Source organism: Streptomyces sp. JLBG701 (assembly GCF_058544905.1).
In genome coordinates, this window is the sequence record NZ_CM178588.1 from 10,617,074 (window position 1) to 10,629,350 (window position 12,277).

At 69.8% G+C, this 12,277-nt stretch carries 10 protein-coding genes; 8 read left to right on the forward strand and 2 right to left on the reverse strand.

Translation table 11 applies throughout. The features are described from left to right. The first annotated feature begins 119 nt into the window (after nucleotides 1–119). The 8 genes from AC5DRG_RS48550 to AC5DRG_RS48585 all read left to right on the forward strand — a co-directional run bounded on the left by AC5DRG_RS48550 (nucleotide 120) and on the right by AC5DRG_RS48585 (nucleotide 9,668). Nucleotides 120–1,184, forward strand: a complete 1,065-nt coding sequence (locus AC5DRG_RS48550) for an NAD-dependent epimerase/dehydratase family protein (protein WP_491806711.1) — start codon at nucleotides 120–122, stop codon at nucleotides 1,182–1,184. Between the two features lie 155 nt (nucleotides 1,185–1,339). Further along, the gene (locus AC5DRG_RS48555; protein ID WP_491806712.1) at nucleotides 1,340–2,782 is read left to right on the forward strand and encodes an aldehyde dehydrogenase family protein; all 1,443 of its coding nucleotides are present in this window, start codon (nucleotides 1,340–1,342) and stop codon (nucleotides 2,780–2,782) included. A 43-nt stretch (nucleotides 2,783–2,825) separates the two neighbouring features. Continuing rightward, on the forward strand, nucleotides 2,826–4,790 hold the full coding sequence (gene iolD, locus AC5DRG_RS48560) for a 3D-(3,5/4)-trihydroxycyclohexane-1,2-dione acylhydrolase (decyclizing) (RefSeq protein ID WP_491806713.1): 1,965 nt from the start codon (nucleotides 2,826–2,828) through the stop codon (nucleotides 4,788–4,790). Beyond that, on the forward strand, nucleotides 4,787–5,572 hold the full coding sequence (locus tag AC5DRG_RS48565) for an HpcH/HpaI aldolase family protein (protein ID WP_491806714.1): 786 nt from the start codon (nucleotides 4,787–4,789) through the stop codon (nucleotides 5,570–5,572). Before iolD ends, AC5DRG_RS48565 begins: the two co-directional genes overlap by 4 nt. A gap of 18 nt (nucleotides 5,573–5,590) precedes the next feature. Beyond that, nucleotides 5,591–6,808: a Gfo/Idh/MocA family protein gene (locus tag AC5DRG_RS48570; RefSeq protein WP_491806715.1), complete on the forward strand. Its 1,218-nt coding sequence runs from the start codon at nucleotides 5,591–5,593 to the stop codon at nucleotides 6,806–6,808. Between the two features lie 4 nt (nucleotides 6,809–6,812). Next, nucleotides 6,813–7,760, forward strand: coding sequence for an NAD(P)-dependent oxidoreductase (locus AC5DRG_RS48575; RefSeq protein WP_491806716.1), 948 nt, complete (start codon nucleotides 6,813–6,815; stop codon nucleotides 7,758–7,760). After that, the gene (locus AC5DRG_RS48580; RefSeq protein WP_491806717.1) at nucleotides 7,757–8,656 is read left to right on the forward strand and encodes a sugar phosphate isomerase/epimerase family protein; all 900 of its coding nucleotides are present in this window, start codon (nucleotides 7,757–7,759) and stop codon (nucleotides 8,654–8,656) included. The genes AC5DRG_RS48575 and AC5DRG_RS48580 overlap by 4 nt, the downstream gene beginning before the upstream one ends. A 154-nt stretch (nucleotides 8,657–8,810) precedes the next feature. After that, the gene (locus AC5DRG_RS48585) at nucleotides 8,811–9,668 is read left to right on the forward strand and encodes a sugar phosphate isomerase/epimerase family protein (RefSeq protein WP_491806718.1); all 858 of its coding nucleotides are present in this window, start codon (nucleotides 8,811–8,813) and stop codon (nucleotides 9,666–9,668) included. A gap of 97 nt (nucleotides 9,669–9,765) precedes the next feature. Here the strand turns inward: AC5DRG_RS48585 and AC5DRG_RS48590 are convergent, their stop codons facing one another. Further along, the gene (locus tag AC5DRG_RS48590) at nucleotides 9,766–10,545 is read right to left on the reverse strand and encodes a GntR family transcriptional regulator (protein ID WP_491806719.1); all 780 of its coding nucleotides are present in this window, start codon (nucleotides 10,543–10,545) and stop codon (nucleotides 9,766–9,768) included. Next, nucleotides 10,545–12,044: a CoA-acylating methylmalonate-semialdehyde dehydrogenase gene (gene mmsA, locus AC5DRG_RS48595; RefSeq protein ID WP_491806720.1), complete on the reverse strand. Its 1,500-nt coding sequence runs from the start codon at nucleotides 12,042–12,044 to the stop codon at nucleotides 10,545–10,547. The genes AC5DRG_RS48590 and mmsA overlap by 1 nt, the downstream gene beginning before the upstream one ends. Nucleotides 12,045–12,277: the final 233 nt, after the last annotated feature.

Sequence of the window (12,277 nt, forward strand, 5' to 3'; positions counted from 1 at the left end):
GGTGACAAGACCTTGGGCGACCTGCTGCTCTGTGCGGCTCCGTGGTCCGCTGTTCCCTTCCGGCCGTCGCATGCCCGACCCTGATCGACAAGTGACCGGCCCGGCGGAGGAGCGAGTACGTGGGTGCGAGTGCGGAGACGACGGTTGTGGTGACCGGCGGCAGCGGGTTCGTGGGCAGCCATCTGGTGCGGCGGCTGCTGGAGCGGGGGTATCGGGTCCACACGACGGTGCGCAGCACGGCGAACACGGCGAAGGTGCGGCCGCTACGGGAACTGGAGCAGGAGTTTCCCGGCCGGCTGACCCTGTTCGAGGCGGACCTGCTCACGCCGGACTCCTTCGACGAGGCGATGTGCGGCTGCCGGGTGGTCTTTCACGTGGCGTCGCCGTTCCTCATGCCGGAGAAGATCAAGGACGGGCGCCGGGACATGGTCGACCCGGCCCTGCTCGGCACGCGCAACGTACTGGCGAGCGTGGAGAGGACGCCGACGGTCGACAGGCTGGTCTTCACGTCCACCGTCGGCGCGGTCTTCGGCGACTACGCCGACGTCCTGGACATGGACGACCAGGTGCTGTCGGAGAGGTACTTCAACACCACGAGCACGGTGGAGAACAACCCGTACCACTACGCGAAGACGGTCGCGGAACGCGCCGCCTGGGAGGCGGAGGCGGCCCAGGACCGTTGGCGCATGGTGTCCGTCAACCCCGGCCTGATCCTGGGCCCTTCACTCGCCCCCGCGTCGGAGTCCGGCAGCCTGTTCCTGCTGGACGAGCTGTTCAAGGGCTACTTCTTCTACGGCGCACCGGACTTCAGCTTCACGACCGTCGATGTGCGAGACGTCGCCGACGCGCACATCGCGGCGGCGGAGAACCCTGACGCGCACGGCCGCTACATCCTCGCGGCCGAGACGATGACGTCCTTCCACGACATGGCCCGCATCCTCCGCACCCGGTACCCGCGCGATCTCCGTCTGCCGCGTACGGCACTCCCGCACTGGCCGGTACGCATCCTGGGTCCGGCTTTCGGTCTGACCCAGGACTACATCCGCAAGCACCTCGGCATCCGATTCCGCGTGGACAACAGCAGGAGTGTGCGCGAGCTGGGCGTCACCTACCGGCCGATCGAGCAGACGGTCCTGGAGCACTACGAAGCTTGGCGGGCACACCGAGCAGTACACAACAGTTGATGGAAAAAAGATGTATGCAATGACGTGATAATGATGGATTCCACCCCTTCAGTATTGCCCTGAGGCCCACCTACCGTTGCGCCCATGTAAACGGCCTGGCCGTCGGCTGATCAGCGCCCCGGGCCAGCCTTGACGGTTTCTGGAGGGAGAAGGCAATGGCGCCTGTGGAACTACTCATCGGAAGCCGATGGCAAAAATCGGCAGGGTCGGGACGGACCTGGGACGTCACCTCGCCCTTCGACGGCAAGACCGTCGGCACCGTGGCCGTGGCCGGCCCCGAGGACGTCGAGGTCGCCCTGGCCGCGGCGGAGCGGGGGGCCGCGGTTTGGCGGCGTACACCCGCTCACGAGCGGATGACGATCCTGCTGCGCGCGGCGGACCTCGCCGACCAGCGAGCCGCCAAGATCGCGCAGACCATCAGCGCGGAGTCGGGCAAGACCATCACCGAGGCCACCGGCGAGGCGTCACGATCCGGGGACCTGATCCGGCTCGCGGCCTTCGAGGGCACCCAGCTCTACGGCGAGACCCTGCCGCTGGACGCCAACCGCGGCACCGGGCAGGACAAGGTGGGCTTCACGCTGCGCCAGCCGTGCGGAGTGGTCGTGGCCATCACGCCGTTCAACTACCCGTCTCTGCTCGTGCTCCACAAACTGGCCCCCGCGCTCGCGGCGGGCAACGCGGTCGTCCTCAAGCCGGCCACCTCGACCCCGCTGACCGCGCTGGAAATCGCCGAGTGCTTCGTGGACGCCGGGCTTCCCGAGGGCGTGCTGTCGGTGCTCGTCGGCTCCGGCGGAGTGCTGGGGGACCTCCTCGTCACCGACCCCCGCGTACGGAAGATCTCCTTCACCGGCTCCACGACGACCGGCGAGCACATCGCGCGGGTCGCCGGGGTGAAGAAGCTCTCCCTCGAACTCGGAGCCTCCTGCCCGGTCGTCGTCCTGCCCGACGCCGACCTCGAACTGGCCGCCAGCGCCGTCGCGTTGGGCGGCTACGTCAACGCCGGACAGGTGTGCATCTCCGTCCAGCGAGTGATCACGCACCCCGACATCACCGGCGACTTCCTCGACGCCCTCGTCCCCAAGGTCGAGGCCATACGGACCGGGGACCCGTCGTCCCCCGAGACGACCATGGGCTCCCTGATCACGACCGCCGAGGCGGAACGGGTGGAGCGGGCCATCGCACAGGCCGGGGCGGACGGCGCACGCGTCCTGACCGGCGGAGAGCGCGACGGCGCCGTGGTGAAGCCTGCCGTGGTCGCCGACGTGGACCCCGAATCGCCGTTCAGCCAGGACGAGTTGTTCGGTCCGGCGATCGCCGTCAGCTCGGCCGCCGACTGGGAGACCGCCATCGCCCAGGCCAACGGCACCGCCTACGGCCTCGGCGCCGGCATCTTCACCTCCGACGTCGCCGGCGCGGTCCGCGCCATCCGGGAGATCGACGCCGGTTCCGTCCACATCAACTGGACCCCCCTGTGGCGCGCCGACCTCATGCCGTACGGCGGCCTGAAGGGCAGCGGCTACGGCAAGGAAGGCCCCCGCGCCGCCATCAGCGAGATGACCGAGGTCAAGACCATCGTGCTGCACGGCCGCCCCTGGTGACCCAGCCGCGTCCCCGTACACACCCCCGATCAGGAGCCGACTCATGACCGACCGGACGCAACAGGGCACGGTGCGCCTCACCGTCGCCCAGGCCGTCGTCACCTACCTCTCCCGCCAGTACTCCGTGGCCGACGGCCACCGCCGGCGACTCATACCGGCCGCGCTGGGCATCTTCGGCCACGGCAACGTGGCGGGCCTCGGCCAGGCCCTCGACCAGCTCAGCGACCAACTCCCCTTCGTCCAGGGCCGCAACGAGCAGGCACTGGTCCACATCGCGACGGCCTACGCAAAGGCGACGCGCAGGCACTCCACGCTGGCGGTCACCGCCTCCATCGGCCCCGGCGCCCTCAACATGGTGACCGGCGCGGGCCTCGCCACCGTCAACCGGCTGCCCGTTCTGCTGCTGCCGGGTGACACCTACGCAACTCGCCACCAGGGCCCCGTACTTCAGCAGCTCCAACACCCCATCGAGGCCGACACCTCGGTCAACGACGCCTTCCGGCCCGTCTCCCGCTTCTTCGACCGGATCACCCGGCCCGAGCAGCTGCTCACCGCGCTGCCCGCGGCGATGCGAGCCCTCACCGACGTCGACACCGGCGCGGTCGTGGTCTCCCTCCCGCAGGACATCCAGTCCCACGCGTACGACTACCCGGTCGCGTTCTTCGCCGAGCGCGACTGGCCGATCCGCCGCCCGGCGGTGGACGCCGACGAGGTCGCGGTGGTCGCGCGGATGCTCGCCGAGGCGGAGAAGCCGCTGATCATCGCCGGTGGCGGGGTCGTGTACTCCGGTGCCACCGAGGAGTTGGAGGCCCTCGCCGACGTAGCGGGCATCCCCGTCTCGGAGACCTTCGCGGGCAAGGGCGCCGTCCAGCGCCGCGCGTGGTGGCAGCTCGGTGGCATCGGCCTGGAAGGCACTCCGGCGGTCAACGTCCTTGCCCGGGAAGCCGACTTCGTCCTCACGGTGGGCTCGCGTCTGACGGACTTCTCCACCGCCTCGCACTCCATCTTCGAGAACCCGGACGTGCGCTTCGCGAGCATCAACGTCAACGTGCACGACGCGGGCCGCCTGGGCGCGACCGGCATCGTGGCCGACGCCAAGCGGGCGCTGGCCGCGCTGACGGAGGTCGTGCGGGCGAACGGCACCACCACGTCGGCCAGTTGGCAGGAGAAGGTGCGCACCCTCGACGAGCAGTGGCAGCGGCAGCGTGCCGCAGCGCTCGACCCGGACACCTCCTTCGACTTCGCGTCGCTGCCCGACGACACCGATGTCGTACGCGACACCGACGCGGTCCTCACTCAGGGCCAGTTGATCGGCGTTCTCCAGGAGCACGCACAGCCCGGCGACACGATCATCGCCGCCGCCGGCGGTCCGCCCGGTGACCTGCAGAAGGTGTGGGACGCCACCGAAAGCCGGTTCGCCCACCTGGAGTTCGGCTTCTCCTGCATGGGCTACGAACTGCCCGCCGCGATCGGCGTCCGCTTCGCCGAGCCGGACCCGTCGAAGCGTGTGCTGTCCCTGCTCGGCGACGGAACCTTCCTCATGGCGCCGACCGAGCTGGTCACGGCCGCCCAGGAGAGGCTCCCGATCACGATCGTGATCCCGGAGAACCACGGCTACCAGGTCATCCACCGACTCCAAATGGGGCGCAACGGGCGGGAGTTCGGCAACGAGTTCCGCTACCGCGACGGCAGCCTGGAGATCGGCTCCGGCAAGCCCGCCCGCCTGGAAGGCGACTACCTCCAGGTCGACCTCGTCAAGACGGCGGAGGGCCTCGGCGCCCGCGCCCTCCGCGCCACGACCGCCGACGAGGTGCGTACCGCGCTGGCCGAGACCCGCGACCACAACGGCCCGGTCGTCCTGGTCGTCCCCGTGATCCCGCACGCCGACCTGCCCGGCGCCGGCGTGTGGTGGGACGTGGCCCCGGCCGAGGTCTCCGAGCAGGAAGCGGTCGCGCAGCTGCGCGGCGAGTACGAAGAGGGTCTGGCTTCCCAGAGGTGGTACGGATGAGCTCCGCACGTTTCGATCACTCTCCCCTCGACCACGGCCGCCTGCGCGCCCGGCTCGCCGCCGGCGAGGCCACCCTGGGCACCTTCGTCGGCCTCGCCTCCCCGGTCTCGGCCGAGGTGTGCGCCGCGGCCGGAGCCGACTGGGTGCTGCTCGACCTCGAACACGGCGCCGGAGGCGAGGAGCAGGTCCGTACGACCGTCCCCGCCGCCGCGGCCTACGGAGTGCCGACCGTCGTACGCGTCGAGTCCGTGGCCCGGATCCGCATCGGCCGCGTCCTCGACCAGGGCGTCGCCGGAGTCATGCTCCCGCGCCTCGACACGGCGGCCGAAGTCCAGGAAGCGATACGGCACTTGAGGTACCCGCCGGCGGGGGATCGGGGCGTGGCCACCTACAACCGGTCCTGCCGTTTCGGACTCGACCCCGAAGCCCTGGACCGTGAGGGGGAGATCCTCGGCGTGGTCCAGATCGAGTCGGCGAGCGCGCTGGACGAGGTCGAGGCCATCGCGGCCCTCGACGGCGCCGACGTGCTGTTCGTCGGCCCCCGCGATCTCAGCCATGACCTCGGCGTGCCGGGCGAGTTCAGCGCCCCGGTCTACCGGGAGGCGCTGGAGCGCGTCCACAAGGCCGCCGCCGACCACGGCAAGGCGTCCGGAATCCTCGTCCCCGACGGCGCGGCCGCGGCCGCCAAGCGGGCCGAGGGCTGGACGTTCATCGGCATCGGCTCCGATTCCACCTTGCTCGCAGCTGCCCTGTCGGCCGCCCTCGGCGACGCCCGGGCCTAGTACCACCAGGAGACATCAATGACCCCCAACACCCCGGGCGCCGCCCGCGAGATAGGCGTCGGACTGATCAGCGTCGGCTGGATGGGCAAGCTGCACAGCCGCGCCTACCAGGCCCTGCCGTCCGTCTACCCCGAACTCGGCATCAAGCCACGCCTCGTCCACGCCGCCGACACGGCCGCGGACCGGGCGGCCTACGCGCGTGACGTCCTTGGCTACGAGAAGGCCGGCACCGAATACCGCGCCGTCCTCGACGACCCGGACGTCGAGGTCGTCTCGATCTGCGCGCCCAACCTCCTGCACCACGAGATCGGCATCGCCGCCGCCAAGGCAGGCAAGCCGTTCTGGATCGAGAAGCCCGTCGGACGCGGCGCCGAGGAGACCGCCGAGGTCGCCGCGGCCGCCCGCGCCGCCGGGGTCGTCACCTCCATCGGCTACAACTACCGCCACGCCCCCGCCGTGGAGCGGGCCCGCGAGCTGATCGCCGAGGGCCGCCTGGGCCGTATCACCAACGTCCGCGCCACCTTCTTCTCCGGCTACGCCTCCGAGCCCAAGGGCGCCCTGTCCTGGCGCTTCAAGCGGGATCTGGCCGGGCACGGCGCGCTCGGCGACCTGCTGAGCCACGTCGTGGACCTGGTCAGCTACGTCGTCGCCCCGATCGACGAGGTCTCCGCCCTCACCAGCACCGTCTACACCGAGCGCCCGATCCTGCCTATGGGCTCGGGCACGCACTTCGCGGTGATCGAGGACGGCGAGATGGCCACCGTGGAGAACGACGACTACAGCGCTGCGCTGGTCCGCTTCAGCGGTGGAGCCGTCGGCACCCTGGAGGCGTCCCGCATCATCGTCGGCCCGCAGTGCGGCATCGGTTTCGAGATCTACGGCACCGACGGCTCGGTCGCCTGGAACTTCGAGCGCATGAACGAACTACGCGTCGCCCTCGACCGCAGTGGCCCCCACCAGGGCTACACCACGGTGCTCGGCAACGGATACATGGGCGACTACGCCAGCTTCCAGCCCGGCCCTGGCAACAGCATGGGCTACGACGACCTCAAGGTCATAGAGGCCAAGAAGTTTCTCGCCGCTGTCGCCGGCATCGAGCACCACAACTCGACGATCGAGGACGCGCACGCCGTCGCCGAGGTGATCGCGGCGGCCGCCGCCTCCGCTGAGAGCGGCTCCTGGCAGCCGGTGCCCGAGGTGCCGGGGGCGAACTTCGGTCATCCGGCGCGGAGTTGATCGTATGAGCAATCATGTCGTGGTGGCCCTCGGCCCCGTCGACACCGACACGGTGGGCCCGATCCTGGGGGAGCGGGTCACCTTCGTCACCGATCCCACGCCCGACGACCTCGCGGTCGCCGAGGGGGCCATCGTCCGCGCCGACCGGCGGGTCGACGAGGATTTCCTCCGGCAGACTCCCCGGCTGCGGGTCATCGCCCGTACCGGTGTCGGCGTCGATCTGGTCGATGTCGCCGCGGCCTCCGTCCGAGGCATCCCCGTGGTCATCACCCCGAACAGCGGCAGCCGGGCCGTGGCCGAGGGCGTCTTCGCCATGGCCCTGCACCTGACCAAGCGGCTGAAACCGCTGACCGAGCTGGTGCGGGACGGCCGCTGGGCCACGCGGAACGCCATACCGGTCGGCGACCTGGACGGCGCCACCCTGGGGATCGTCGGCTACGGCCGTATCGGCCGCCGAGTGGGCGAACTCGCCGCCGCTTTCGGCATGCGGACACTCGCCTACGACCCCTTCAGCCCGCCTCCCGCCGAGTTCGCCTGCGCCGACCTCGGTGAACTGGCCGAGGCGAGCGACGTGCTCACGCTGCACGCACCGCTCGTCGAGGAGACCCGGCACCTCGTGGACGAGCGGCTGCTGGCCCGCGTCAAACCGGGCGCGATCCTGATCAACTGCGGGCGCGGCGGCCTGCTCGATCCGGACGCCACCCTGGCCGCCCTGGAGTCGGGCCGGCTTTCGGGCGTGGGGCTGGACGTTTTCGACCCCGAACCGGCCCTCTACCACCCGCTGTTCGACCACCCCGACGTCGTCCTCACCCCGCACCTGATGGGTATGACACGCCGGGCGATGACCCTGACCTTCGTCGACGCCGCCCGCGGTGTCGCCGACGTCCTCGCGGGCCGCCCGCCGGCCGCGGTCGCCAACCCCGACTGGAACCTCCGAAAGGCCACGGCATGACCACCTCACCCGTGAACCCGTCTTTGAACAGGATCGCCGGCGCTCCCATCTCCTGGGGCGTGTGCGAAGTCCCCGGTTGGGGCTACCAGTTGACGCCCGAGCGCGTACTGAACGAAATGCGTGAGGTCGGCCTGGCCGCCACCGAGATCGGCCCCGAGGGTTTCCTGCCCGGCGAGCCGGACGCCATGGCCAGGACGCTCGCCGACCACGACCTGCACGCGGTCGGCGGCTTCACCCCGCTGCTGCTGCACGTGCCCGGACACGACCCGCTGCCCGAGACCGAACAGCTCCTGGAGAGCTACGCCGCCTCGAAGGCGGAGGTGCTCGTCCTGTCAGCCGTCACTGGCCAGGACGGCTATGACTCCCGACCCGAGCTCGACGCCGACGGCTGGAAGCTGCTGCTGTCCAACCTCGACCGGCTCGCCGCGCTGGCCGCCGAACGCGGCGTACGCGCAGTCCTGCACCCGCACGTCGGCACGATGATCGAGAACGGCGACGAGGTCCGGCGGGTCCTGGAGCACTCGGCGATCTCGCTCTGCCTCGACACCGGGCACCTGCTCATCGGCGGCACCGACCCCGCCGAGCTCACCCGCCAGGCGCCCGAGCGCATCGCCCACACCCATATGAAGGACGTGGACGCCTCCCTCGCCGCCAAGGTCCAGTCCGGACAGTTCAGCTACACCGAGGCCGTACGCAAGGGCATGTATCGCCCGCTGGGAGCGGGAGACGTGGACGTCGAAGCCATCGTCACCCACCTCAGCGCGCGCGGCTACGACGGCTGGTACGTCCTGGAACAGGACACCATCCTGACCGAGGAGCCCAAGGCGAAGGGGCCGGTTGAGGATGTGTGGGCCAGCGCCGAGCATCTGCGCTCGGTTCTGCGCGGTGTCGCGTAGCCGTATACAGGTCTGAATACGGTCCTGATGTATTTTTGATGTGTTCTGAGGGATTGACCGGAGAGGGTGAGGCACCCAACCATGCCGAGGCGATTGGGTGCCGCGTCTTTTCCGAATATGAGGAATCCGAACATAGGGAATCCGGGAAACAGAAATGACCGCTGACGAATTTCTGGCCACTTGTTGGACCACCGCCGGCGACGCCGCTCCCGATCAGGAAGACCAGCGCAGTCCGCTGAACCTGCGGGAACGCGTGGAAGCGGCGCGCGACGCCGGATTCACGGCCTTCGGGCTGCTGTACTGGGACCTGGCGGAGGCCGAGCGCGAGTACGGGCTCGCCGGCATCCGGTCGCTCTTCGCGGACAACGGAATCAACCACATCGAGTTGGAGCTCCTCACCGACTGGTGGGCCGACGGACCCCGGCGGGCCGCGTCGGACACCGTCCGCGTCGGCATGCTGCGGGCCATCGAGGCGCTCGGCGCACGCACCTTCAAGATCGGCCCCGACGTGGCGGACGAGCCCTGGGACCTGGACGTCTGGGCCAAGGAGTTCGCCACACTGGCGGCGCAGGCCGACGGTGTGGGCGCCCGGCTCGGCGTCGAGCCCCTGCCCTGGTCCAACCTCAAGACCGTGCACGACGGACTCCGGCTCGTCGAGACCGCCGGCCACCCGGCGGGCGGGCTCATCATCGACGTCTGGCACACCGAACGCGCCCACACCCCGCCCGCCGACCTGGCCAAGGTACCCGGGTCACGGATCGTGGGCGTGGAGCTCAACGACGCCGACAGCCAGGTCGTCGGCACTCTCTTCGAGGACACCGTGCATCGCCGCCGCCTGTGCGGAGAGGGCACCTTCGACCTCCCGGGGATCGTCGCCGCGCTCCGGACGGCCGGCTTTCGCGGCCCCTGGGGCGTGGAGATCCTCTCCGACGCGCACCGAGCGCTGCCGGTGCGGGAGGCCGCCGCGGCGGCGTACCGGACCGCGGCGGCGCTGGTGAACGAGGTGAAGTAAAAGCCACAGGGGTGGTGGGGACGAAACCACGGTCGTCCCCGCCACCCCTGTTTCCCTCTGCCTGCCGCTGCGGATGGGCCGCCCAGGCCCTGCTTCCTCATCTCCTCATGAGCAGTTGGAACTCGAACACGTAGCGCGCCGTGTTGTAGAGATGCGTGCCGTACTCCACGGCCTCCCCAGCGGCGTTGTACGTCGTGCGCCGCATGGCGAGCAGGGGCGCGCCCTCGGGTTCCCCGAGGTGTTCGCCCTCCTCGGCGGTGGCCGCGTGGGCGCCGATCGACTGGTGAGCTCTGTGGAGAGTGATACGGGCCGCGCGCAGGATCCGGTACAGACCCGTGGCCTCCAGCAGCTCCGTGTCCAGGTCGAGCCGCAGGCCGGCCGGCAGGTAGTTGCGCAGGACGGCCACGGAGAGTCCGTTCGCGTACCGGATCCGCTCCAACCGGACCACGCTGTCGCCCTCCCTGATGCCCAGAGCCACGGCGACCTCGGCGGACGCGGGCACGAGGTCGTTGCGTACCACCCGTGTGCTCGGTGCCTGCCCGGCCTCAACCAAGTCGTCGTAGAGGCTGGTGAGTTCCAGAGGGCGCTTGACCGTGCTGTGCACGACCTGGGTGCTGACGCCCCGCCGCCGTACCAACAGGCCCTTCTCGACCAGGGCCTTGATGCCCTGCCGGACGGTCGGCCGTGACAGACCGAGCCGTTCGGCGAGTTCGACCTCGTTGCCGAGCAGGGTGCCCGGGAGGAGCAGGCCATGCGCGATGGCCTGCTCCAACTGCTGGGCGAACTGGTGGTACAGCGGTACCGGGCTCATGCGGTCGATGGCGATGGCGAGCACGGTCGTACCGTCGTCGGCCGTCTTCCGGCGCCCGGTCTTCATCAGTGGTTGCGGGGGAAGCCCAGGTCGACGCCGGTGGGGGCGTCGGCGGGGTCGGGCCAGCGGGTGGTGACGACCTTGCCGCGGGTGTAGAAGTGGGTGCCGTCGTTGCCGTAGATGTGGTGGTCGCCGAAGAGGGAGTCCTTCCAGCCGCCGAAGCTGTGGTAGCCGACGGGGACCGGGATGGGGACGTTGACGCCGACCATGCCGGCCTCGATCTCCAGCTGGAAGCGGCGGGCGGCGCCGCCGTCCCGGGTGAAGATCGCGGTGCCGTTGCCGAACGGCGAGCTGTTGATGAGGGCGACGCCCTCGTCGTAGGTGTCGACGCGCAGCACGCACAGGACCGGGCCGAAGATCTCGTCCTGGTAGGCCTTGGCGGTGGTGGGCACCTTGTCCAGGAGCGAGATGCCGATCCAGTGGCCGTCCTCGTAGCCGTCGACGGTGTAGCCGGTGCCGTCCAGGATGACCTCGGCGCCCTCGGCCGCGGCGCCGGTGACGTAGGAGGCCACCTTGTCGCGGTGCACCTTGGTGATGAGGGGGCCCATCTCGGAGGTGGGGTCGTTGCCGGGGCCGATCTTGATCTTCTCGGCGCGCTCGCGGATCTTGTCCACCAGCTCGTCGCCGATCGCACCGACCGCGACGACCGCGGAGATGGCCATGCAGCGCTCGCCCGCCGAACCGTAGGCCGCGGAGACGGCGGCGTCGGCGGCCGCGTCCAGGTCGGCGTCGGGGAGGACCAGCATGTGGTTCTTGGCGCCGCCCAGGGCCTGGACGCGCTTGTGGTTGGCGGCGGCGGTGGTGTGGATGTAGCGGGCGATCGGCGTCGAGCCGACGAAGGAGACGGCCTTGACGTCCGGGTGCTCCAGGAGGCGGTCGACGGCGACCTTGTCGCCGTGCACGACGTTGAAGACGCCGTCCGGCAGGCCGGCCTCGGCGAGCAGCTCGGCGATCTTCAGGGCCGCCGAGGGGTCCTTCTCCGAGGGCTTGAGGACGAAGGTGTTGCCGCACGCGATGGCGAGGGGGAACATCCACATCGGGACCATCGCCGGGAAGTTGAACGGCGTGATCCCGGCGACGACACCCAGCGGCTGGCGGATCGAGGACACGTCGACGCGGCTGGCGACCTCGGTGGACAGCTCGCCCTTCAGCTGCACGGTGATCCCGCACGCCAGGTCCACGATCTCCAGGCCGCGCGCGACCTCGCCGAGCGCGTCGGAGTGCACCTTGCCGTGCTCGGCGGTGATCAGCTCGGCGATCGCGTCCCGGTTGGCGTCAAGCAGCGCCCGGAACTTGAACAGGATCGTGGTCCGCTTCGCCAGCGAGGACAGACCCCAGGTCGCGTAGGCGTCCTTCGCGGCGGCCACCGCCGCGTCGACCTCGTCGACGGAGGCGAAGGGGACCTGCTTCTCCTGGTGGCCCGTGGCCGGGTTGTGGACGGGGCCGTAGCGGGCGGACGAACCTTCGCTGGGCTTGCCGTTGATCCAGTGGTGGAGGTTCTTCATCGGGTGCGGGTTTCCTTTCGGACGGCCGGACGATACATCTCGACGCCCGTTCGACCCATGGTTATTACATCAAAGGATGTGTTCATTCACGGATCTCTTGCCTGATTTCATTTCAGGTCTAGAGGTCAAGCGCAACCAGCGTCAAGTAATTGTTCTGACATCTTGCCCTGATGGATAAATGATGTCATTACAAACGTTGACCTCAGGGTGGCGTGACGGTTCTATCTCGTCAT

Excerpts from the sequence above, each read along its gene's own strand:
- AC5DRG_RS48575 (WP_491806716.1), top strand. The coding sequence starts at position 6,813 with ATGAGCAATCATGTCGTGGTGGCCCTCGGCCCCGTCGACACCGACACG.
- AC5DRG_RS48555 (WP_491806712.1), top strand. The coding sequence starts at position 1,340 with ATGGCGCCTGTGGAACTACTCATCGGAAGCCGATGGCAAAAATCGGCA.
- mmsA (WP_491806720.1), bottom strand. The coding sequence starts at position 12,044 with ATGAAGAACCTCCACCACTGGATCAACGGCAAGCCCAGCGAAGGTTCG.
- AC5DRG_RS48590 (WP_491806719.1), bottom strand. The coding sequence starts at position 10,545 with ATGAAGACCGGGCGCCGGAAGACGGCCGACGACGGTACGACCGTGCTC.
- AC5DRG_RS48565 (WP_491806714.1), top strand. The coding sequence starts at position 4,787 with ATGAGCTCCGCACGTTTCGATCACTCTCCCCTCGACCACGGCCGCCTG.
- iolD (WP_491806713.1), top strand. The coding sequence starts at position 2,826 with ATGACCGACCGGACGCAACAGGGCACGGTGCGCCTCACCGTCGCCCAG.
- AC5DRG_RS48580 (WP_491806717.1), top strand. The coding sequence starts at position 7,757 with ATGACCACCTCACCCGTGAACCCGTCTTTGAACAGGATCGCCGGCGCT.
- AC5DRG_RS48585 (WP_491806718.1), top strand. The coding sequence starts at position 8,811 with ATGACCGCTGACGAATTTCTGGCCACTTGTTGGACCACCGCCGGCGAC.
- AC5DRG_RS48570 (WP_491806715.1), top strand. The coding sequence starts at position 5,591 with ATGACCCCCAACACCCCGGGCGCCGCCCGCGAGATAGGCGTCGGACTG.